Genomic DNA, 23,825 nt, shown 5'->3' with positions numbered 1-23,825 from the left:
TGGTTGATTTATTAGTAATGCGATAGGTTGTTATTCTTGGTTTATTTTCAATAAGGCTGCTTTTCCGTTTTCATTTTCTGGATTCAATTCAATAGATTTCTCGTACATTTTAATAGCTTCTGGCTTATTATTGGAAAGCAATAAAGCTTCGCCATAACTATCAAAAGCATTAAAACTATCTGGAAATAACATGGTATTTAATTTAAAAATTGCTAATGCCTTTTCTGATTCTTCATTTCTCAAAAACGTATAGGCCCAATCATTCAAATCACTTTCTGAATGCTTATTTTCTGTTTCTGTCTTTTTAGCAGCAATAGCTAACACAATGGCATTATCCAATGCTTTTTCTAACAGTACTTTTTTATCGTTCTCATTTAACGTTTGTGCGTATGCTTTAATAATCGCATTAATAACTAAGCCTGGGTTATCCTCAAATATATAATGACCACTTCCTTCTGCGATAAGTTCAACTCTATTGGATGCTGCATTTACAAAATCTTTATGGACTTTATTTATTAGTACCCAATACTCGTCAGGGTAGCCTCTATTAATTGGAGAAGTAATATCTATTACAGGGATATTTGAAGGAAAATCTATGGTGCGTAATAGTTTAACCGTTTCAGCATAGTTCTTTACCAAGTAATGGATGCCTAAGGTTTCAGGAGTTTTTGGCGGAATTTCATCTTCATTCATTATTTGGAGTACATCGTCCGTATACACCCCCACTAAATTGGCGTCTATCCGTACAATATATTTTACGTCGTTCGGGTGACGGGATGCGTAAAGCGTTGTATAAAATCCGCCATAGGAATGAGGAACTAGAATAAGGTCCTTGTTATAACCCAGCTTAGAAAGGCCTGTCTCTAGTTCTTTAATTCCGTTGAGTATACCAAAATCTGAATCATTTTTTAACGTTGGATTTACGTCACTTTTACCAAACCCTGATCGGTCATAAGTAATTAATGTGGTGCCTGTAACCTCATGAATTTTTTCTAATAGGTGGTCCCATACAGAACCATCATTACCTGCTCCGGCATCAAAAAGAATTGGAGTTCCTTCTCCTTTTATTATTTTGAAATGCATACGGTAACCTCCAACATCTACGAGTGTATCTAGGGTTTGAGCATGTATGGCAAATGGTAAAAACAAAATAATGAAGAATTTAAAATAGAAGTGTCTCATGGGTGTGGTCGTTTAAATTATGTGAAAAAGGATTAACAAGTGGTGGTGTAGTAGGAAAAGGTTTACTCGTTTCCGCATACAGGTGTTTCAACAAAATAAATAGGCCACAAAAGTTATGCCGCACATAATAAATATCCGTTATTTTTTAATTATAAAACCAAGCTTAATTACGACTATGTTGTGGAGCACCCTATTGCCTACTTTATTTAAGCGGTCTATCTATAGTTTCAACGGAACCTAGGGTGCGCTATATTCATTTTTCAGGTAAACTGATGTTAAACGCTGTGCCTTGCCCCAATGTGCTTTGTATTTTAATAGACCCTTCTAGTTTTTCAACTAGCGTTTTAACAATTGCTAAACCCAATCCGTGAGAACTTTCTCCATCTGTTGGCTGTGCAGAGAGTTTTTGAAACATTTTAAAGGCTCTTTTTTTATCAATTTCAGACATACCAGGACCATAATCCTTAAATGAAATATGGATAAGACCATTGCTTGAATTCACTGATAAATCAATGATACTACCTTTATCTGAAAATTTTATGGCGTTGGTCATTAGGTTATCAAAAATACGGGTTACTAATTTTTGGTCTGCATGAATTATCAATGGTTTATTATCAATAAATTTTCTAAGTTTTTGTTCCTTTTTGTCTAATCGAGTGATATAACTTTTTTCCCATTCATCAATAAACTCGGAAAGCTCTATATCTGCTAATTCAATTGTCTTTTCTGGGTGATTAACGTTACTCATAAACAGTAAATCGGTGATTAAACTATTGCCACTGTTTACAGACTTATTAATGTATTTTAGATATGTTTTTTGCTCTTCATCCAAATTTTCATTACTCTCTAGTAATTGGGTAAGTCCATGAATATTGTTAAGAGGACTGCGGAGATCATGGGCCATAATCCCGATGATTCCATCTTTTTCCCTGTCTAATTCTTCTAGCTTTTTATTGTTACGTACTAATTCCTTAGTTTGCTTGGTTACCTCATTTTGAAGCATGGTTTTTGTTCTATTCAATCTTTTGATCCGTAAATAATAAAAGGTAAAAAGTGATCCTATAATGAGTAAAAGACTAAGTATTCTAAACCATAATGTTTTATACCAAGGCGGACTAATAGTAATGGTTAGTGAGGTTTCATTTTCATTCCAAACGCCTTCATTATTTGAACCCTTTATTTTTAGTACATACGTTTTAGGATCTAAGTTGGTAAAAGTCAAATCGTGTTTGTTGCCATAGGCAATCCATTGATCATTAAATCCTTCTAATTTGTATTTGTATTTATTAAACTGTGAATTGGTGAATTCTAAGGCTGAAAATTCAAATGTGATATTGTTTTGGTTATGAGATAAGTCTATGCTTTTCAATTCGGAAATGCTTTGATCAAATGACATAGATTCATTATTGATCTTTACATCTGTAAAAACAACAGTAGGAATGTATGGATTACTTTTTATATCACTTGGATTAAAAATGGTGAACCCAGAGGTGCCTCCTACAATTAGGTTTCCATTTAATCCTTCGGAATGACCTCCCATGTCTAAAATATTGTTTCCGGGTATAGTAATATTTTTGAACTGTATCTTGCGAGGATCTGTTTTGGACAGTCCGTTTGGTGTTGTAAGCCACACGTTCCCATCACTACCTGGAAGGATTCCAAAGATAATATTGCTAGGTAATCCGTTTTCGATGCTATAATGTTCGAATTTTTTAGTTTCTAGATCCAAAAGCGCTAAGCCACTTCTAGTTCCGATCCATAGTTTATTGTACTTATCACGGTATAGAGACCGAATTTTGTTTCCTATGATACAGTTGGTACAACCCTCTTCAAATTGGTAAGATTTAAAGTTAAGCGTATTCATATTTAACAAAAGTAAGCCGCTGTCACTACCAATATATACTTCTGAATCAGTGGCTTTTAGCATGCATTTTACATCTAAATTAAATAAGAAGGTATTGGGGTCACTATTGGTATAGATACGCTCAAGGTCGCCCGTGTTGGTATTGTAAGTAATCAGACCAGCTCCTACGGTTCCAATTAATAATTGGCCAGCTTCAAGCTCATAAATACTTTGAATGTGTCCTATTTTAGTGGCCAACTGGCTATCAGCAAACCCTAGTGCTAAGCTAAATTTATCGAGTTTTTGATCGTAGGTATAGAGTCCACCACTTTGGGTACCTACCCATATGGTATTATTTTGAGAACGATAAATTGCACGGATTTTTGTAGTATTTACATCAGCTCTGTAATTAAAATCCTTTATATAATTTCGATACCGCTTAGACTTAGGATTAAACCTGCTAAGGCCATTGTTGGTCCCTATCCATATAGTGCCGTCTAGGTCTTGTAACATGGCCCGGACATTATTATTTACTAACGAATTACGATCGTCGTTATCTTTCTCCCAATGATGAAAATTTAAGTTTTTTAAATTAAATTTATTTAACCCGTTGCCTGTCGTGGCCATCCAAATATTTCTGGATTTATCTACGAGTACATCTTCGATGGAATTGCTACCAATTTTATAGGCGGAGTTGCCATCGGCTTTATAAATAGTGGTTTCGTGAGTTGCTATATTATAATTTATTAAACCATTTCCATTTGTGCATAACCAAATACTTCCATTATGGTCATTATAAATTTTCCAGATGCACATTGTGCTAACAGCATTTTTATGTTTGCCATCTAATGTCATCTCTGAAAATGGTTCAGTTTTTGTGTTTATTATAGCCAAACCATTGTCAGTACCTATCCATAGCATTCCTTTTGAAAAATACAGATCGTTTATGAATTTTGAAGGGAGCAAGTTATTATTGGGGGAGCTTAAATGGGGTCTGGAAAACTTACCGCTTGTAGGCATAAAATAATACAAACCTTGAAACTCATCTCCAATCCAAAGGTTGCCTTTCTCATCCTCTGTAATCGCTTTCAGAGAAAATTCACAATGTTGGCATTCATTGGGTTGAATCCAATGTTGAAAGGTTAGCTTATCACGATCCAATAAATTCAAACCATTTTTTGTACCTAACCACAATCTCGACTGGCTATCCTCGTATATGCGATGCACTACGTTGCTACTAATCGATGTTGAATCATTTTTTTTATGAGTGAATCTCGTAATGACATCGGTAGTTGTATTGTAATGATTTAATCCGCCACCTTCTGTACCAATCCATATATTACCTTCTTTATCTTCTAGGAGACTCGTTATCCAATTTTCAGATATGGTATTACTATCGTTTGGGTCATATTTAAAAATTTTAGATTGATATCCGTCGTAACGGTTCAAACCGTTGTTAGAGCCTATCCAAATAAACCCTCTAGAGTCTTCAATAACACAAGTAGGGTAATTGGAAGATAGGCCATTCTCAATTCCAACTTTTTCTAAAAATTGATTCTTAGACTGCGCATTTAGCTTCAGTGCCATAAGTACAAAAAATACTATGGCAAAGAATGTATTGGAGGGGGAATGCTGCATTTGTCAGTTGGGTTTTTATAGTATGAGATTCATAAAATACTATCAAAAGGCAAAAGCAACGTTCTCTTTTTAAGGAATGTATAGCGTTTGTTAATTTTAATCATCTTTACTAATCCTAAAGATATAAAAAGTGTTGGTATTTTCTATCATTTAATTATGGTCTTAAGCTTAGATCAAAGTCTATCCAACAAGCTACAGACTTTCAGTCTGTCACGGTATTATTCAGGGGATTATAAGGCATCCCCATTAATATGTTTTTAAATCTTCCTAAATGTTCTTTGTTTCAAACACCAGAAGTGGGTGTTTTTTCTCCATTTACCGTGGGCGATTTCGCATGAAGTGAAGTAGTTATTTTTAAGATATTTCATCACTTTTTATTTATGTTAAATAAAAAATCGATTGCGTTAGAAAGCATCTGATGAATCTTATATTTTCATAAAAATTTTAATTATGAAGAAAACTATTACCCTATTAACTGTCGCAATTACAACAGTTTTTTTTGGTTGTAAGTCTAAAGAAAAAAATAAAATAGAAGTACCGGAAGATGTGAAAGCAATGATTTCTCAACAACCAGCAGATACGGTGCAAACTGCCATTGGTGAGCTTATTTTACCAAAACCATATGCAACAGAATCTGTGCGAAAACAAAACAAACTTGTAGCTTGGCCTGCAGGTAAGATGCCAACAGCTCCAGAAGGTTTTGAAGTGACGAAATTTGCAGACGGATTCCAAAACCCTCGGTGGACTTATATTGGTCCTAATGGAGATATATTTGTATGTGAGGCCAATACCAAAAATAGTGCTGGACGAATTACGCTATTAAGAGATGCTAATAATGATGGTACTATTGAAATGCGAGAAGTGTTTCTTGAAGAACTAAAGCAGCCGCTAGGAATGTTAATCATAAGAAATCATTTTTATGTGGCTAACACAGATGGTTTATATAAATATCCTTACGAAGCCGGGCAGACTAAATTAAACCCATCTGAGGGAGAAAAAATTGTAGCGCTTCCAGCAGGAGGGTACAATAATCACTGGACACGAAATATAATTACCAATAAAGCCGAAGATAAAATCTATATTTCAGTAGGTTCTGCAAGTAATGTTGCAGAATATGGAATGGAAGAAGAGGTACGCCGTGCCAATATTTTAGAGGTCGATTTAGATGGAGGAAATGAAAAAGTATATGCTAGCGGACTCAGAAATCCAGTAGGAATGGATTGGAATCCTGTAAATGGTGAGCTATGGACTGCTGTGAATGAGCGTGATAAAATTGGAGATAATTTAGTTCCCGATTATGTAACTAGTGTAAAACAAGGTGGTTTTTATGGTTGGCCTTATGCATACTATGGTGATATTCCAGACCCTAGATTAAAAGGTGCTGCGCCAGAGTTAGTGGCAAAAACAATTGTGCCAGATGTGTCTGTAGGCTCACATACTGCTTCTTTAGGTTTAACATTTTATGATCAAGATAGTTTTCCTGAAAAATATAAGAACGGTGTATTTGTAGGACAACATGGTTCTTGGAATCGCTCTGAACTTTCTGGATATCGCGTAGTTTTTATTCCTTTTAAAGAGGGCAAACCAGTCTCGGAACCTGAAGACTTTCTTACCGGATTTATTGCTGAAAATAGTGATACCGAAGTATACGGAAGGCCTGTTTGTGTTACCGTAACTCCAACCGGAGATTTATTAGTAAATGACGATTCTGGAAATACCATCTGGAAAGTAAGTTATAGCAATTAGTTCCTGACCATCAACTTTACCATCTTATGAAATTTTCACCAGTACAATTAATGATGGTGGCTATTTTTATAATAGCTACCATCAACAAAATATATGCTCAAAATATTAATGGTCGTGTCATTGACGAAAAAGATATCCCAATTTCACAAGTGGCCATTTTAAGGGATTCTAAAATAATTGCTACCACAGATGAAAATGGTGTTTTTATCATTGAAGAAACAGTGAAGTTACCTTTTAAAATAGAACTTCAGCATCCAAGTTATTCTAGTAGAAAATTTGTAGTATCAAGTGATAATAGCGTGTTTCAACTTTCTGTTTTAGAAGGTACGCAGTTACTTAACGAAGTCATTATTTCATCAACCTACCAAAAGCAAAGTAGGATTATTATTCCAAGCTCTAGAATAACAGCAGTTAAATTAGATCAATATAGTCCCGTTGATTTGGTTTCAGCCATCAATGAAACCCCCGGAGTTTATATACAAAGCGGTGCCTTAAATACGAACAGAATCGTAATTCGTGGTGTAGGATCGCGCACCTTGTATGGAACTAATAAGATAAGAGCTTATTTTAATGGTATTCCCATCACAAATGGTACAGGAGCTACAGCTATTGATGCGTACAATTCAGAGGATATTTCAGATATGGAAATAGTGAAAGGCCCCAAGACAACACAATACGGAACTAATCTTGGTGGAACTTTGTTGCTGAATTCAAAACAAGCTTCAGCCGGAGAGACCTATCTAAAATCCAGTAATACCTTTGGAAGTTATGGTTTGATGAAAAATAGTGTATCTGTGGCTACCGCAGATAATAACTCGACATTCAATCTGAATTATGACCATATGGAGTTTGATGGTTTTCGAGATAATAGTAGGTATGAGCGGAGTACTGTTTTTTTAAATTCTACCTATTCTTTTGATGAAAAAAATGAAGTTGGCGTATTGTTTAATTATATAGATTATAACGCTCAAATTCCGAGTTCTATTAGTAAAACTGCCTTTGAAGAAGATCCTACCCAAGCAGCATATACCTGGGGCGCATCTCAAGGTTATGAAGATAATAAGCAATTGCTTGCAGGAATAACCTATACGCATCTATTTTCTGAAAATTTCAGTAACACTACGGCTGTATATTACAACTACTTAGATCATTATGAACCAAGACCCTTTAATATACTTGACGAATTCACTAATGGTTATGGGATGCGGACACTTTTTGCTAAGGATTTTAATTTTTGGGACACAGAAGCAAGTTTAAGTTTTGGAGGTGAATTTTATAAGGATCAATACAATTGGAAAACTAAAGAGAATTTGTACGAGGATAATGAGGGCGGTGGTAGTTTAGAAGGTTCACTGCTTAGTGACAACATAGAAAACCGAAATAACTTAAATGTTTTTGCTACAATAACGGTACCAGTCACTGGTAAATTAAAAGCGCAGTTAGGTGTAAATATCAATAAAACAAATTATGACTTTAAAGACGTGCTTAATTCAGGTATGAATAATAAAGATGCTGATCGTAATTTTGATCCTATTTTTGCTCCCAACCTAAACGTACTATATCAACTAACGCCGAATATGAAAGCTTATGTAAATGTAAGCCGTGGGTTTAACTACCCGTCTATTGAAGAAACCTTAACTCCAGAAGGCGTCATTAATCCAGAACTGGGTCCAGAAACAGGTTTTAATTATGAAATAGGCAGTGAAGTAAATGTATTTAATCGTGCGCTACATCTTCAGTTTTCGGCTTATTTACTAGATATAAATAATTTATTGGTGGCAGAGCGTGTGGGTGATGATCAGTATATAGGTAGAAATGCAGGGAAAACAGAACATAAAGGTATGGAACTTGCTATTTCTTACATCCACAAAATAATGGATGGATGGAGTATCTCGCCATATGTCAATGCTGAAATTTCACAAAATAGATTTATTGATTTTGTAGATAGAACAACTGATTATTCAGGTAACGACCTTACTGGCGTACCCAATAGCAAAGTGAATGGGGGAGTACGTTTTGAACTTAAGAATTTTAGTTTCAATGCAAATGTTCTTCATATAGGTGACATGCCCCTTAATGATGCAAATACGCTATACTCTGATGCGTATACTATTTTTAATAGCCAGTTGTCTTATAAAAATTATATTACAGATCAACTTTCTATAGGAGTTAATGTAGGTATAAATAATTTTACAGACCAAGCCTATGCTTCTTCAATACTCATAAACGCAGTAGGTTTTGGAGGCGCTGAACCTCGTTATTATTATCCCGGAATGCCAAGAAACTGGTTTGGCGGAGTGAAGATTAGATATTCACTTTAAGCACTGACAATATACATGCATATGATCTTAACGTTTCAAGATATATTAGACCTAATTGGATATTTTAAAAATAATGACGCTCACTTAAAAATCATTTTCATCAAGGTGGAACTTCGGCACGAAATAATATAGATACAAAATCATTCCTAGGTAGGTCGCTATTAAAGTAGGTATGTTTGAATTGAAGCCCAAATTAAAATCTGGTATATGAAGTAATTCTCTAAATGAAGTTGTTGCAATTGATAGCATAAAAATGATGCCAAATACAAATAAGCCTATAATTGAAGCTTTGTTTTTAGAAGTACGTTGAACTCCTCTTTGTGCCTCTTGTTTAAAGAAATAACTCAGGATAAAAATACAGAAAACTGCTTCTATCGCTATAGCTACGTAAACATTTGTAGCATAAAGTCCTAAAGCCACCTCTGGAGTTTCTGCTCCAAATACATGATGTGGGTGACCTGAAAAGAAATCTAAAATAAAGTGTATAGCGACTAATGCCGCACCTACAACACCAATTTTGGTGCTTTTAAATAAAATTTTACCGACGAGAAAGATGAAAAGCAACCAAAATATTTGAGGGAGCAAATCGTGACTATACAACATATCTACCGTCATATTACTTAACGTAGTATCTAGTACATCACTGGGCCTAGTAGGTTCCAAGCCTACTATATGAAATGTGAACCACAATAAATCTTGTAATTGCGAGGCTATTAAAAAATAGAGTAAACTCCCTTTTGGAAATTTTTGGTTTGCGATTAATGCGGTGGTATAATGTCCTGCTAGCATAGGTGTTGTTTTTGATTTATAGTGATGATTTGTTTAATGAAAAAAAGGGGCTGTTTCTGGAAATAGTACTATACCGACCATTAAATTTATACCATAGCGCTCTGTCAATAAAAGATTTATTTTTTCTCGCCATTCGCAGCCCAATAGATACCACCAAATAAATGGTCTAAATACGTTTGATTATGGAAAGCTTCTGGTTTATGTCCGAGAGTAGTATAGAAAGAACGTCCTCCTTCATAAAATTGATACCACGCAATAGGATGGTTTTTACCCATACCTAAAAGCGGTATTTCATCATATCCTTTTTGATAATCATACGTGTTTTCATCTACGGAAAGGAGTACTTTAATATGTTCTGATTTTAAAAGCTCAAAATTATACCATTCTTCGCTCCACAGCCATTTTTCTGGTAAGTGCATATTGGAGGGGAAATCCACGTCATGATTTGTGAGTACCGCTGCTTGAAATTGAGGGTGGTCTTTGAAAACTCCGCCTACAAGATTATCAAACCAAAGGTTTCTAATTTTACTATCGGAAGTTGAATGGACTCCTACAAAACCTTTGCCGTTATGGAGATGCGTTTTTAGCACATCAAGCTGGTCCTCCGTTAAGACATCAGCATCAGCATTTAAAAAGACAACCACATCATAAGAGGGTAGTTTTAAGGCAAGATCTTCAGGACTTTGCGTCCAATCAAATTTAAATTGATGTTCTGTAGCCATTTGATGGAAAGCAGCTACCGCAGTGGGAATGCACTCATAATGCCACGTATCTTGAACGGTGAATAGCAATACCTTAAATTGGTCTTGAGAAAAAGCCATTTGGTTACAGGTAAAAATGATAAAACAGGTTAATGATAAAATTCTTGTGTTCATAAGATCTATGTGTTAAGAGTAGAAGGTTATAATAGGTTAAAGTATAAATAGTTCCAAGCAGCATTGATGCTATACCATACGGGATAATTGTAAGCTTCTACTTCTGCTACAATATATTTGACACCCGCCGTTTCTGCATATTCAAAGTAGAGCTCAAAATCCATTTTGCCACTCTGCCCAAGTTCTTTGTAATCTTTTACATGCCAGCTTATAAACCGGTTCTTGTATTTTTTAAAATAGTCAATGGGGTTTATCTGTGAAAAATGCATCCAATACAAGTCGGCTTGAAAACTAACATATTCCGGGTCAGTGTTCTTTAAAAGGTAATCGTAAATAACTTCGTTTTCTACCGTTTTAAATTCATCGGAATGGTTGTGGTAGGCGAATCTGATGCCTCTTTCTTTGCATAGTTTTCCAATAGCGGTGTAGTATTCAGCGTACTTTTTTAGTTCTGAAAGGGTCTTAATTTCTTTAAGCTGATTGTTGGATATAGTGAGGTATTCCACACCGGCTTGTTTGTGGTCTTCGATGCATTCCTTCCACCAATTCATAGCTTTTTTCCAAGCTTGATGGTCATTAGTTGGGAGGTCATAGAATGTCATAGAGCCCGTAAATTTCAGGTGGTTATCTGCGACCAGTTTTTTGAAAGCCAAAGGAGATAGGCCATAAAAAGAGCGATCTTTATAAACGAAAGTTTCTATATAGCTATAGCCCATTCGATCAAGATATTTCAAAGTCTCTTTAGGATTCTTCTGCATTTCTTCATGTACCGAAACCAACTGAATGCCTATATTTTTATGCTTCGGATTTTTTTTAATGTAGCGTGTTTGCCAAAGGACTTCGTTCTGCGGATTTACACCCTTTAAGCACACATCAGTCTGATTTTTAAAATCAAAACTAACGGTCATGGTTTCTTTGCCTGTAAAGTCCCGGTCTTTCATTATCCAGTCTGTGTCGCTAGTAAACCCACCTTTACCAAGAAACATTTCACCTTGGGCACTTTTGCCCAATGCAAAAATTGAATCGGTCTTGGTGTCGTGCCCAATAAGTTCTGTTAAGGTATGCTTGTACGATGTTCCATTGTGTTGAAGTACATCAACCGACATTCCGGAATGATCTATTTTAGGATAATTGTTCATTTTTATTAGCGGTAGGTTGGCCACACTATCGGTCTTATAATGAATTGAACTAACCCAGAACCCTAGATACTGTTGTAATCTATCTGATTGTTTGGGAATCTGCATTTGTGAGAAAACAGCATTTGCACTTATGAAGAGAAGCAGTACTACGGTTTTATGTGCAAACCGATATAAACTAAAATTGTAATTCATCCTTTAAATCTTGTAGAAGTAAATTTAATTGAGTTGCAGGTGTATGACTATAAGCTTTGAAGCTATGATTGCAACGGGTGTTGCAAATGGGCAATTATGCTCCTTGGAAGCCATCGCAATGGGTTTTAGAGATGGAGTGATCCATGTAGCTATCTGCGCCTGTGGGTGTATAATTTTCAATACAGTCAAAGTAAGTGTTCATAGAGGCGGAGGAATGCCACATGGGTGCTATACAATGCGTAATTTATTATAGTGTCTGCATGGTGAACTATTTACCTTCGAAGCATAAGGAGCTCTTTGAGATTTTCTTAAAGAAATGCCATAAAATGGATAGCCTTATGTTTTTACATAAAAATGGAATTCCTTCATAAAAGAACTCCGCTATCATGATAAAACCCAACATCTCTTTTTGTATACCCGTGACAAAAAAGCTGATATTGGTAAAAGAGATAATGTTAGAAATACTAAAATAAACGGCTTATTAATAAAAATCATTTAAATACATACAACTCATGAAAACTATATTTTTTGCTGCATTCGCGATGCTATGTGTAACTAATATCTTGACTGCGCAATCTTCTGCTAAGGAGGATTTAAAGAACGTAGAAACAGAGAAATTACTATTGACTATTTTCTTGAAGCACAATCAGTCTATGAACCTAAACGAGATAGAAGCTATTAGGAACGAGCAAGGTTTTTATAAAAATTTCCCTCCAGAAGGTGTTTCTGTGGTCAATTGGTTTGTAGTCATGGGGATAGGCCAAATGGTGGTGCTGGAGTTGCCCACCTCAAAACTTAAAGATGTAAATTTAGCCATAGAAAGAAGCGCGTGGAAAGCTTTTCGATCTGAAATTTATCCTACCTACGATTTATACCCGATTGTAGAGCAAAAGCTGGGCAATACGTCTAAAGTAAGCTACTAAGCATGGTGCTAACTCCTCCAGATTACTCCATCGTGAACAGGCTAAAATAATTTGGAGGAATCACAACGTGCCAATAAAAATCTTTAATTTCTGTGCTGTAGTCTTAATAGAGTCAGTGGTAAAAGCTTATTGTAAAACTAGTTTTTCAGTGGTACTGCATGTATTTTACCTGTCATCATATCGGGGACTAATAATCTGTCTTTATCCTCTTCAAGATAAAAATCTGCGGCAGATGCTAGTCCTTCTATAAGCAGGGTAGACGCTTCTGTTTTTGGGTCTATTTTCCAAACTTTTCCAGAGACCCAACTGCTTACATAATAGTTGCCTTTACTATCTTGTTCTACAGCATCAGCTCCTCTAAATTGGCCTTTTAGTGGGGTGAGTACACCATCTTTTGTCACTAGAAAATTTCCTTTAAAAAAAGCAGCAACCATAATATTCCCATTGTTATCTACACCTACACCATTGGGGTTTAACATTAGGGGAGAAGTATCTTGTTGTATAGTGATATGCCCTTCTAAATCTACATGATAAATACGCCCTAAGGATGGAATCTTTTTTGCTTCCTCACTGTCTAGCGGCCATAAATTGTTATTGGCGTCCCGCATGTATTCGGTAGCTCCCATATCGGCAATAAAGATTCCGTTTCCTTTGCCATCTAATGAGACATCATTTAAATAGAGAACAGGCTTAGGGAAGTCGGCTTTATCAACAAAAATACTGGCCTTTCCTTCATTATCCACTTTCCAGATTCGAGTAACATCAGAGAAATACAAATACCCATTGAGGAAAACAATTCCTTTAGGTTCATCAAAACCTTTTGCAAAAACCTTAATACCGTTCTTGGAGACCTCCACCAATTCGCCATCGCCTGGTTCTTTTGCATTCATTACAGTGACATAATAATTGTCGTGAAAGCCTTTTGTAATACTCTCGGGCTTCATGCCCACGGAAATGGGAAAGGCTATCTCAGATTGTGCCTGAGCAAGAAAGGCCCATAATAAAGTAACGGTGAAAGTAATTTGTTTAGTTCCCATAATACTGTTTTTAAGTAGATTAGTCATATGTATTTTTTCTTAAGCGGAAATGCAAAGGTCATATGTGCTATAAGGCAAAAAACGCCTAAGTATGAAACCTACAGAGGTAACAGCAAACGTTCCATACACGCTCGCGAAACAATTTTAAATTTAATTCACTGGTGCTGTATTAATTGTAATCGTTTTATAATTAACACTTTAGCGCATTGTGTTTTCACAAAGCTATACGTCATTTATCTCTTTTTATGGGAGTTTTGATGCAGATCATAATAAAATTGCTGCGTATATGAGGAGGTATGAAACTGATTTGGAAATATTTGGTTTCTCTTCTATTTTAGTTGAAGTAGATATTTCAGTTTGCAAATGTTTATAGTAGGCCTTGGAAATTGGTAAATGATAACAGGAAATAGAGCAGTCTTTAATAGGTTGTAAGCTGTAAATTATTAAATTTCAGTTATTTACATAGAGGAAGTGAAATTTGAGCCATACACGAAACACTACATTATTTAAGGGCAGTATCATGTATAGCAGTTTCATCCTTAAATAATAGGGCTAATAGATTACACAACAGATTATTCTCGATGTTAAACTCTATCTTTAAATTCCATTCTTGAATAATTACAACAACTGCATTTATTTCGGGTTTAACCATCAATATTGGCCGCCTTTACCTCTGGCGGTATAAATTTCAAGGCCTGGGTAATTAAATAGTTACGAACAGTACCCGTAACCTATTGCCGTATAATCGTCTAGCATTCTAAACGATGCGCTGGAATCGGTATAATTGGTAAACGATGTTTCTCTCCGCTAGCATAACTTGCCAATGGTTAATTTATTTTGATATTCTTTAGTGCTATAGAATACATGGTTATTCTTGCTCAAAAATAATATTCCTCTCCGTGTTCTTCTTGTAGAGATCCTTAGCAATAACTATTTTGCTTGCAGTTGCAACATAGTTTTTACTCTTTGGATTTATCATATATTCTAGCTGATATGCAATCATTTTTTCAAATGGAATAAGGAAATTTTTCGTGTCGCATTGTTCTAAATTACCTTCCTTAAGTAAATTCAGGACCGTATAGACAGATTCGATAGTGCTTAGACATAGCGATTCTGGCTGCTGCTTGATAATAAATTTTGATTTTATCTCATTATCAAAACTTACTCTTTTTAGTTTTTGTAGGTTCTTACTTAATTTAAGTATTTTACGAGCACAGGGCCAGGTACCATCGATAAGGAAAATGATTGGATGAGCTCCCATAGTAGAATTGATTTCGGAACTATCTCTTAGCGATAAATTGAAATTATCTTTTCCCGGATAAAGTAAGAAGGAAGTGCTATTTTCTTGATTCAGAAGTTCATTTACACGAATGTTATTGGTGAAATCTACACCCACTATAATTTCTGAATTCTCAAGTTGAAGATTTGTCATATGCCCCGTTCCGTTTTTCTCTTTTTTGTACTCTTTCGGGTGCATAAGAATGATAAATCGAGTCTTGGTATGGAATGAATTAATGTGTTCACAAATACAGGTGCTTGAGGGCCTCATGCATTTGTAACATTGTATTCTTGTTTTTTTTAGCGCTACGTGCAAGTTGAATATCTTTTTAATGTCTTCACCAGTATAAGTGCGGCAGTAGTAGGGAATTTTTTGTTTCCGCCTGCATCCTGCAAGGTTTAGGCACGAAGCTAAAGCTTTTTTGTCTATTTCTAATTTTTTGTTGCAAGGTGAAAATGGAATACTTCAACTAATTATCTGCGATTTCATAAACTTCTCGAGCCAAGAATAGGGGAGCACAGAACTTTTTACTATTTCGTAATGCCTTTTCTATCATTGAATTAATTAAGGCAATGCTATTTTATTCCCAATTCACATTTAGGTTTTTAAAAACTATATTGAGGGCATCTTTTTTGTAACCAACGTTGGAATAAAAATCAATTACTAAAGCGGTAATTATGGGTGTTCCAGAGACTATTTCGTTAAGTTCAACTGTAAATTTGGCGGGTATATCCTTTAGTAATTTTGCGATTCTTGTTTCATTACCCACGGTCATTTTATAGGACATTATCCCGTTACCTTTCGGATCAAAAGCGTTTGCTTTATGTCCTTGAATAGACCTTAAAACACCATTGTTTATTAAAATTCCTTCAATCATTACGGTTCCAGTATCTGAATTTCCGGTAACAGAATTAATTTTGAAGGTTACCTCTTTGTTTTCTGTAGTTATTTTTGAATTGATCAATGCTAAGGTTTCTTTATAATAGAGAATTTCTTTCTTTTGCTGATCAATCGTAACATTTTGAGTGGTTATTATGCCATCTTTAGTTATTAATTCCGATTTGAGGCTGGCATTATCTGCTTCAAGTTCTACACAATTAGTTTGTCCTAAAACTATGGTGGTTGATAGTATTAGGATATACGTTAAAAGATTCATTTTTTTCATATTGGTGTTAGTGGTTTTTTGATGTTTTAAAGAGATCTTACAATGTTTTTAACCTCACAAAAGTTTTTCATTTAATCTCTTATAACCTTGGTAAAATTGCACTTACTCTAAGATTGTAGTAAATATACGCAAACTATTCAATTTTCTTCTAAGCTGCTATTCCGTTTTAGGTGTAGAATTTTTTTCGGACAAGCATTGGTTCTGCGCGTTCAGATGTGCGCCAATACTCGTAAATCCTATTGATCCTACTAATTTAGTCAACTAAAAATACTTCCCGTGCGAATATTTTTTTTCGGACTATATTTCGGTATCTCAGCTAAATATTAATATACTGATACTGTGTTATTTAAGGGGCATGGTTTACACAAGTTAAAGATCAGACTCTATAATTTAAGGTTCTGTCTAATGTGTAGCTTATCAAATTTAGGGTAGGAGTTAAGCGCTTTTTTCGTTTTGAGAATTAAGACAAAATTCTAATGATTTAATTTTTGCCTATTCTACCATTTTATAGTCAAGTTCCAAACGCTCTATGTTTTTTATGTATTCTTGTAAGCTTTTTTTATTTTATCGGAATTGTTTTGGTTTGGTGTTTCTACTAGCATTTTCTGCTATTTCAATAATTCGTTTTTGTTTAGTTTCATCTCTTTTAGCTAATACAATCCAACTTAATAGAATTTTCTTTGCTGATTTACTTAAACTCTCGTAATATTCTATAGCTCCCTCTCTTTTGTCAAATTCTTTTTTTAAATTTTCAGGAAGAATTAGTGCTTCTACATCATCTAGTATAAACCACGAACCATTTTCCTTTGCCATTTCAATAGCTTTATAGCCAGCTTCTCGAATAAGTTTTTTTGAAGTTAAATATTCTACTTTATCTTTATTAACCTTAGACCAAATACTGTTAGGTTTTCTTTTGCTAAAATATTGGATGTACCTTTCTGCATCAATTGTTTTTTTAGTACTATCTATCCACCCAAAACAAATTGCTTCATCAACTGCTTCACTCCAACTAATAGAAGCCACTTTTGTTGATTTTTTATAAAAAACAAGCCAAACAGACTGTTTCAACTGGTGATTTACCTCTAACCAGTTTCTCCAATCTGTTTGACTTTTAGGATAATATGTTTCTATTTCCTTCTTATTCATTATGTTGTTCCAACCATTTTAATATGGCTTTATTAGTTTCTTCAGGTTTTTCTTGTTGGATACAATGCCCACAATCTAAACTAACCACTTCTGCATTAGGTACAAAATCTGTTAAGTTTTCCGACTTAGGAATAATATCCTGTTCACCGTATATCATAAGTGTGGGATGTTGTATAATCGGGTATACATCGGCTAGTAAATGCCAATTTTGGTCAAGGTTTCTATACCAATTTATACCTCCTTTAAATCCTGATGTTTCAAAAGCAGAAACATAAACAGCCAATTCACTTTCACTCATTATAGGGTCTCCTAGGGGTTTCTCTGCTTTTGCAAGATTAATCATCGTCATACCTGGTTCAGGCATTGTAAGTGGTACATTTTTTCGGAACAAATTACCAAGAAATTGAGATTTGTTTTCATCCAAAATAGCATCTGCAACTCCTACTTGTCTATTAAAGTGAACAAAATAATTATCAGGTCCAAATATTTCTTCCATAAACTCTATCCAAGGTTTTTCTCCTCGTTGCATATATGGTAAAGCCAAATTTATTATTTTACTAACTTTCTCAGCATGTAATAAAGCTAGATTCCAAACAATATTTGCTCCCCAATCGTGACCGATAAAGGTAGCTTTTTCATATCCGTAGTGGTCAAGTAGAGCAACTAAATCTCCTGTTAAATGTTCAATGCCGTATGCTGTTATTTCAGTTGGGCAAGATGATTTACCATAACCTCTTTGATTTGGAACAATCACATGGTAACCAGCTTTAACAAGTTCGGGGATTTGAAATCGCCAAGAATATGCGTTTTCTGGAAATCCGTGGCAGAGCAAGATAGGTTTACCTTTATTCTCTTTGCCTGCTTCAAATACTTCAAGTTCAATATTATTGACTGAAATCATAGTAGATTTTGGAAATTCGATTGAATTAATACTTTTGTTCATCTGTGTCGTTATTTTTTTGTTTTAAAATAATTGTACTACAAAAGTAAATTGAGTCTATGACAGCCTTATGGCAAGGGTAAAAAAGAGTTATTGATATTTGTCAAAATATTCTTGTAAAGTCATATTATGAGGTTCGAAATTTTCTGTTAGAATTTCTAATTTTTGAATTCTGTCCGGTCTAAAAAACCGAAACTCGTTACGCAAACGACAAAATGCAACTAAATACCAATTTTCAGAATTTAATATGGCAAATGGTTCTATTATTCTAATTGAAGCAGAATTTTCTTTATTGATATATTCTATTTTAACAAGGTTGTAATTAGTTAATGCATTTTGTAAATCTGATAAATTATTACTATTCCTTTCTCGATTTGTGTTTTGGTCATAACGTGTACGTTCAAGAAGTATATTAGCTTTATCTTTGGTTGTATATTTTAGAATTGATTTTATTTTATCTATTGCTTCTGAATAGTCCTTTACAAATGATGCATCTTTACTATTTAGCACTAATTGTTCTGCAAGTATTAAAGCATTAGCTTGTTTTTCAGTAAACATTACAGGTGGCATTTTATATCCGTCCATTAATGTATAGCCTTTTCCTTCCTCCGTTAATACAGGAACTCCAGATTGTTCCAATGCCTTTATATCTCTGTAAATAGTTCTTTTGCTAATATTAAATTTATTAGCTAATTCCGAGGCAGTTACAATTCGTTTGGTCTGTAATTGAATTAAGATTGCTGTTAATCGTGACAGTCTATTTGTTTCGGAATAATCCATTTTTTAATGTAGTTATTGGTTTTTTCAAATGGCTTACAATGTCTCTGCTCGTACGTTTAGTACGAGAATTAAAAGTACTTAATTTCGGAATAAGCTCTAAACTTTAGGTTCAGCTCCACAACCCGTAATAATTATAGCGGTGTTGTATGTTTGTCTTATTCTATAATTAGGTTCACCATTTTTTCTATTTCATTTTTTAGAGGTAGAAGTTGTTCATTGTTGGTGAATTCTCTTTGGTAACATTCACAATAATTTTCCCAAGTTTTATCTTCGGATTCACTATCTACATTATTCCAAAAACTCTCACATTTTTCTATTCCTTCTAATTCTTTTTTTATCGACTTGCTTATTAGATAAATATTGTCTTCAATTATAACAAGAGCATATAAACTGTTTGGTTTAAAAGGACCGATATCTTGACCGTCAATACTAATCATACCATAAGCTTTTACGTTTTCTGTTTTATTGATTTTGTAAGAATGAATACTTGTTATAACATAACCAGAAGCAAATGCATAAGAAAAGATATCTTCTATATTAGACTCAGTAATATTATCAAATTTATATTCTTGTTTTATGAAAAAGTCAGAAAATATAAAATTCGTTGTGCATAATATAGAAACTTCTTTATTATAAGTAGTTAAACCATCGAGCATTCCAAATCCAAGTTCTGGTAAAAATGTCTCAAGATTTATTTTTCCTTTTTTATTTATATCGTTTACTTTAGTAGGTATTAAAATATGTTGAAGTAATTTTTCTAAAGCGAAAAGTGAATCTCTATTTTCTTTAAATGTTCTATCATTGAATTCTTTGTTTTTAAAATATTCAACATTTAAATTTCTTCTTTTAATATAATCAAGCTCTTTTTTATGTTCTTTTTTCTCGTTTCCTTCTTGACTTATTTTAGAACTTGTTTTTGAGTTGTCAAGTTTTTTTGTTTCAGTATGAAATGTTTCAGGTTTTTCTTTGTGATTCTTTTCGGTTTGTGAGCAAGTAGTAAAAAATATTATTGATATAATTCCAAGTAAAATATTTTTTTTCATAATTTTTTGGTTAATTAAAGCTAACGTTAAGTATAAGAAATCGTAGGGCAGGTGATAAGCACTATCGTTTCGGTTTATTACTTAGCTAAATATAAATATTTTGCTTTTATCTTTTCTACTATAAGTGCCAAATTTTATATTTAGCGGACTTAGTTACAAGCTCTAAACTTTAAATGAAGCTCTAAAACCTGTATTAATTATAGCGGTGTTGAGAGCTTTTACCCTCCCCATTTATGTATAACATTTTCATTCCACATTTTCTTCCTAAATTTTCTAAACGAATCAGGTGCATTTATAAATCTCAATTCCGTTTACATGTATTGCACTTTCGAGAAACGCTTGCGCATTTCGTCCATATCCAATTCCTGGAATTAGTAGTTTTTTAATCTATTTTCAATGAATAAATGTTTTGTCAGTTCAGTAGATTTTGCAGGGTTCACTCCCTACATTTCTTGCTTATCGCTAAAAGCTGTTTCCCAAAACTCTGCCATGTTATTTACAAATTTTATCCTCTAATAAATCACATTCAATTCCTTTGCTTTTAAGTTCGTGTACAATAGTATTTGTATTAATTAATTCACCCTCAATCCTTAAAATGGAATGCCCACAAGGATAGGGTTTGTTGAAATCTTCCAAGTCGAAATTGATTTTTAGAGTTGGATACTCATTTTTTAAAAATTGCAGAATTTCTTCTGAGTGACATTCTGATTTTACGTTTGTTATAACTACATCCACCATATTAAAAACTTTCCTGTGTTAATTCATTATTAATAACAGCTCCAGTTACGTTTCCACCAGAAACGGCTATTGCAACAGAGCGCATTAGTGTACTATTGTCGCCACAAGCAAAAACCCCTTCTTCTGTAGTTTTCTGCATAGAATTGACCTCAATATGGCCATGTTCCGTAAATTTACAGCCTAATTGTTTTGGTATGGTAGAGTTTTGCGTAAACGGAACTGATGCGTAAGCACACGCATAATTTTCTTTACTTCCATCTTTAAATACAATATTTTCTAATTGCCCATTTTTATGTTCAAGTGCTGAAATTTCTTTTTCTACAATTCGAATATTGTACTGCTTTAATGTATCGAGCTGGTTTTCTTTGAATTCCTTCGTTCCTGAAGTGATGATTGTAATTTCTCTTGTTAAATTGTTCACTAAAGATGCAAGGTGAAATGCTCCTTCTCCGTTAGCGATTATAGCTGTTTTTTTATTTCGTATTTCGTAACCGTGGCAATAAGGACAGTGTACTACTGATATTCCCCAACATTGTGAAAATCCAGGTATGTCAGGTATTATGTCTTTAATTCCTGAAGCAAAAACCAGCTTTTTTGCTGTAAAAACATCACCATTTGAGGTTGTGATTTCAAAACCATTTTTAATCTTCTTGCCACTTACGGCAAGTCCGTTATACAATTTGATACTGTCATATATAGCTAATTGACTTTTAGCGATTTTAGCTATTTCTCTGGGAGAACTTCCGTCTTGGGTCAGAAAATTATGAGAATGTGGTGTTTGGCGGTTACACGGTCTTCCCGCATCTATGATCAATGTTTCTCTTAATGAGCGTCCTAAACTCAGTGCTGTAGAAAGTCCTGCATAACTCCCACCAATAATTATTACTTCAAATTTTTTGTTATCCATTTTGCTGTTGTGTTGAGCGAAGAGCGATATAGGCTTTGGTAGCGCAAGAACTAGCCCTGATACTCCAATTAATTGTATAATTTCTCTTCTATTCATTTTTATTTTAACGCGAACTAGTCGCAATAGTGTGTTGCCAAAAATACAATTTTTTTGTATTATTGCAACTTATTCGCAATAATATATGAATCGAAGAAATACGCCTACAAAAGAAGCGGTCTTAAATTTACTTTTAAATTCAAAAAAAGCATTGAGCCAAGACGCTATTGAAAACCAACTTGATATTAAAATCAATAGGGCAACTATATACCGAGTATTGAATAGATTTTGTAAGGACGATTTAGTCCATAGAATTGTTGCAGAGGATGGGAAACAGTACTTTGCCATTTGCAAAAAATGTGAGAATCAAGAAGCGGTTCTTCAACATCACTTTCATTTTCGATGTTTATCGTGTGACACAATTGAATGCTTGCAAGTGCCGGTAACGTATTCCGTTCCTAATGGCTATAGAGTCCAAAACGCCAACTGTGTTTTAACTGGGGTTTGTAATGACTGTTCGTAGGTTTTAATGGGTTCAGATAAGGTTATTTTATCAAATGATTAATTCCACATTCCATTTGATTCTGTCAAAATAATAGGATTCTTGTCTGTAATCAATATTGTCTGTTCGTGTTGGGTTACATACCCACCTTTATTTCCTACTAAAGTCCAACCGTCATTCAGTTCAACCGCAATAGTGGACTTTGTTGAAATAAAAGTTTCAATTGCAACCGTTGTATTTTTTTTAAATCGTTCTCTATTACTTCTAACCCTGTAGTTTAATATATTTTCAGGCTCTTCATGTAAACTTCTACCAACTCCGTGACCAGCCAAGTTTTTAATGACTTTGAACCCAGATTTTTTTGCTTCAGTTTCTATCAAATATCCAATATCTGAAATTTTCACTCCACCTTTGATATTGTTTATTGCTTTGCGTAAAATATCTTTAGAAGCATCTACAAGAGGTTGGTGGTTATGAATGTCATTTCCAAGAACAAAAGAACCGCCATTATCAGACCAAAATCCGTTAAGTTCTGCCGATACATCAATATTAACTAAATCTCCTTCTTTTAATATTTTTTTCTCTGAAGGTATACCGTGTGCCGCTTCTTTATTTATACTAATACAAGAATAACCAGGAAAACCATAAGTCTCGAAAGGTGCAGATTTAGCTCCATAACTCTTCAAAATTTCGCCGCCATATTCATCAAGCTCTTTAGTAGACATACCAACTTTAGCGTACTCTCTCATTAATTTTAGCGTTGTTCCAACAACTTCACTAATTTTTTTCATTCCGATTAATTCGGCTTCCTTTGTTATTGACATATCATTTTTTTAGTAGCCACTCCGGTTATTTACATGTTTTAAGCTTTAAATTTAGGAAATAAAACCGAATAAAAATCCGTGAAAATTTTTGTGAACTAACCAAAAATAGCCTCTAATTTTACCTGGGTTGTGGGCGGTATTTATTTTTCTAACTTTAATAATTCAATATATGGATCACCTTCTAATCCTAATAATTTTGCAAAAGCAGGTTCCGTTTTTATTCCACTCGATTTTAGGTCTTTTACTTTCTGTTTAAATTCAAAACCTTTTTCTTCTAAAATATTTCTTTCAATAATCATATGTCGATATGCATCTTGCCTCTCGGTAGGAATATTTTGTCCAAAAATCTCAAACAAAAAATTTTCCGTTTTAAATTCGGCAATAGTCGATTCAATGTCATTTTGTAATATTGAATACACCTTAAAGTCTTTTTTTTGAGAAAATTGATCTAATAAATATGCTTTAAATTCAGAATGATTTTGACATTCACAAATTATGTCCAAATCACTTTCAGGCACATCTATTTCAATTGGAATAGTTCCTGCCAAAATTGGATTATATTTTTTAAGTTTCTCTAAAACTTTATATTTTTTGATTTCGGAAAAAGCAAGTTTTTGCCTTTCGTTTCCAGATTTTAAATATTCAATATTTCTAAAATTCACAATCAATTCTTGCTTTTTTTAAAGTATTCAAACCTGTTATTGGGCTATTATTGGCGTATTTCAGGACCTAATTTAGCAAAAAATTAAATGTGCCTGATTTTAGAATTTAGGAGCTTGC

General features: G+C 34.0%; 20 protein-coding genes. 5 read left to right on the top strand and 15 right to left on the bottom strand.

Annotated elements, in window-relative coordinates:
- Positions 1-30 precede the first annotated feature (30 nt).
- Together M666_RS18765 and M666_RS18760 are read right to left on the bottom strand one after the other, a co-directional pair.
- Positions 31-1,182, bottom strand: coding sequence for an alpha/beta fold hydrolase (locus M666_RS18765; protein WP_029445628.1), 1,152 nt, complete (start codon positions 1,180-1,182; stop codon positions 31-33).
- Positions 1,183-1,435: 253 nt separating this feature from the next.
- On the bottom strand, positions 1,436-4,663 hold the full coding sequence (locus M666_RS18760) for a ligand-binding sensor domain-containing protein (protein WP_082007933.1): 3,228 nt from the start codon (positions 4,661-4,663) through the stop codon (positions 1,436-1,438).
- 450 nt (positions 4,664-5,113) lie between these two features.
- Between M666_RS18760 and M666_RS18755 the strand changes: the two genes are divergently transcribed.
- Positions 5,114-6,409, top strand: coding sequence for a PQQ-dependent sugar dehydrogenase (locus M666_RS18755; protein ID WP_029445630.1), 1,296 nt, complete (start codon positions 5,114-5,116; stop codon positions 6,407-6,409).
- A 26-nt stretch (positions 6,410-6,435) separates the two neighbouring features.
- Positions 6,436-8,730, top strand: a complete 2,295-nt coding sequence (locus tag M666_RS18750; protein WP_029445631.1) for a TonB-dependent receptor family protein — start codon at positions 6,436-6,438, stop codon at positions 8,728-8,730.
- A gap of 84 nt (positions 8,731-8,814) precedes the next feature.
- On the opposite strand, the gene M666_RS18745 is transcribed toward M666_RS18750, so the two are convergent.
- The 3 genes from M666_RS18745 to M666_RS20125 all read right to left on the bottom strand — a co-directional run bounded on the left by M666_RS18745 (position 8,815) and on the right by M666_RS20125 (position 11,725).
- Entirely contained in the window at positions 8,815-9,519 is a 705-nt protein-coding gene (locus tag M666_RS18745; protein WP_029445632.1) for a hypothetical protein, read from the bottom strand.
- Between the two features lie 116 nt (positions 9,520-9,635).
- Complete coding sequence (locus M666_RS18740; protein ID WP_039326055.1) at positions 9,636-10,394, bottom strand: ThuA domain-containing protein; 759 nt, start codon at positions 10,392-10,394, stop codon at positions 9,636-9,638.
- Positions 10,395-10,420: 26 nt separating this feature from the next.
- A complete protein-coding gene (locus M666_RS20125) occupies positions 10,421-11,725 on the bottom strand; it encodes a sugar phosphate isomerase/epimerase family protein (protein ID WP_029445634.1) in 1,305 nt (434 codons plus the stop codon).
- Between the two features lie 43 nt (positions 11,726-11,768).
- Between M666_RS20125 and M666_RS18730 the strand changes: the two genes are divergently transcribed.
- Positions 11,769-11,978, top strand: a complete 210-nt coding sequence (locus tag M666_RS18730; RefSeq protein WP_029445635.1) for a hypothetical protein — start codon at positions 11,769-11,771, stop codon at positions 11,976-11,978.
- 259 nt (positions 11,979-12,237) lie between these two features.
- Entirely contained in the window at positions 12,238-12,648 is a 411-nt protein-coding gene (locus tag M666_RS18725; protein ID WP_029445636.1) for a hypothetical protein, read from the top strand.
- Between the two features lie 137 nt (positions 12,649-12,785).
- Here the strand turns inward: M666_RS18725 and M666_RS18720 are convergent, their stop codons facing one another.
- The 8 genes from M666_RS18720 to M666_RS18680 form a co-directional block, all read right to left on the bottom strand.
- Entirely contained in the window at positions 12,786-13,685 is a 900-nt protein-coding gene (locus M666_RS18720) for an SMP-30/gluconolactonase/LRE family protein (protein ID WP_226989932.1), read from the bottom strand.
- 868 nt (positions 13,686-14,553) lie between these two features.
- Positions 14,554-15,279: a tRNA-uridine aminocarboxypropyltransferase gene (locus M666_RS18715; protein WP_262486528.1), complete on the bottom strand. Its 726-nt coding sequence runs from the start codon at positions 15,277-15,279 to the stop codon at positions 14,554-14,556.
- A gap of 265 nt (positions 15,280-15,544) precedes the next feature.
- The gene (locus M666_RS18710) at positions 15,545-16,129 is read right to left on the bottom strand and encodes a hypothetical protein (protein WP_029445639.1); all 585 of its coding nucleotides are present in this window, start codon (positions 16,127-16,129) and stop codon (positions 15,545-15,547) included.
- A gap of 564 nt (positions 16,130-16,693) precedes the next feature.
- Positions 16,694-17,275: a YdeI/OmpD-associated family protein gene (locus M666_RS18705; protein ID WP_029445640.1), complete on the bottom strand. Its 582-nt coding sequence runs from the start codon at positions 17,273-17,275 to the stop codon at positions 16,694-16,696.
- Positions 17,268-18,218 carry an alpha/beta fold hydrolase gene (locus tag M666_RS18700; RefSeq protein ID WP_039326051.1) on the bottom strand — a complete coding sequence of 317 codons (951 nt, stop codon included), beginning with the start codon at positions 18,216-18,218 and terminating at the stop codon, positions 17,268-17,270. The genes M666_RS18705 and M666_RS18700 overlap by 8 nt, the downstream gene beginning before the upstream one ends.
- An 87-nt stretch (positions 18,219-18,305) precedes the next feature.
- Positions 18,306-18,995 (bottom strand): helix-turn-helix transcriptional regulator, encoded by a 690-nt coding sequence (locus tag M666_RS18695; protein ID WP_029445642.1) that lies wholly within the window; start codon positions 18,993-18,995, stop codon positions 18,306-18,308.
- A 155-nt stretch (positions 18,996-19,150) separates the two neighbouring features.
- Positions 19,151-20,038, bottom strand: a complete 888-nt coding sequence (locus M666_RS18690) for a hypothetical protein (RefSeq protein WP_029445643.1) — start codon at positions 20,036-20,038, stop codon at positions 19,151-19,153.
- 739 nt (positions 20,039-20,777) lie between these two features.
- Entirely contained in the window at positions 20,778-21,779 is a 1,002-nt protein-coding gene (locus M666_RS18680; protein WP_082007932.1) for an NAD(P)/FAD-dependent oxidoreductase, read from the bottom strand.
- A gap of 85 nt (positions 21,780-21,864) precedes the next feature.
- Here M666_RS18680 and M666_RS18675 point away from each other — a divergent pair, with 85 nt between their 5' ends.
- Positions 21,865-22,242, top strand: coding sequence for a Fur family transcriptional regulator (locus M666_RS18675; RefSeq protein ID WP_029445646.1), 378 nt, complete (start codon positions 21,865-21,867; stop codon positions 22,240-22,242).
- A gap of 38 nt (positions 22,243-22,280) precedes the next feature.
- Here M666_RS18675 and map read toward each other — a convergent pair whose 3' ends face one another.
- Both map and M666_RS18665 read right to left on the bottom strand, forming a co-directional pair.
- Entirely contained in the window at positions 22,281-23,045 is a 765-nt protein-coding gene (map, locus tag M666_RS18670; protein ID WP_029445647.1) for a type I methionyl aminopeptidase, read from the bottom strand.
- A gap of 140 nt (positions 23,046-23,185) precedes the next feature.
- Entirely contained in the window at positions 23,186-23,707 is a 522-nt protein-coding gene (locus tag M666_RS18665; protein WP_316932443.1) for a DUF4269 domain-containing protein, read from the bottom strand.
- Positions 23,708-23,825: the final 118 nt, after the last annotated feature.

It is taken from the genome of Cellulophaga baltica 18 (assembly GCF_000468615.2).
Classification (GTDB): domain Bacteria; phylum Bacteroidota; class Bacteroidia; order Flavobacteriales; family Flavobacteriaceae; genus Cellulophaga; species Cellulophaga baltica.
Note: the sequence above shows the minus strand (reverse complement) of the source record. Positions and strands in the feature narration are given on the sequence as shown.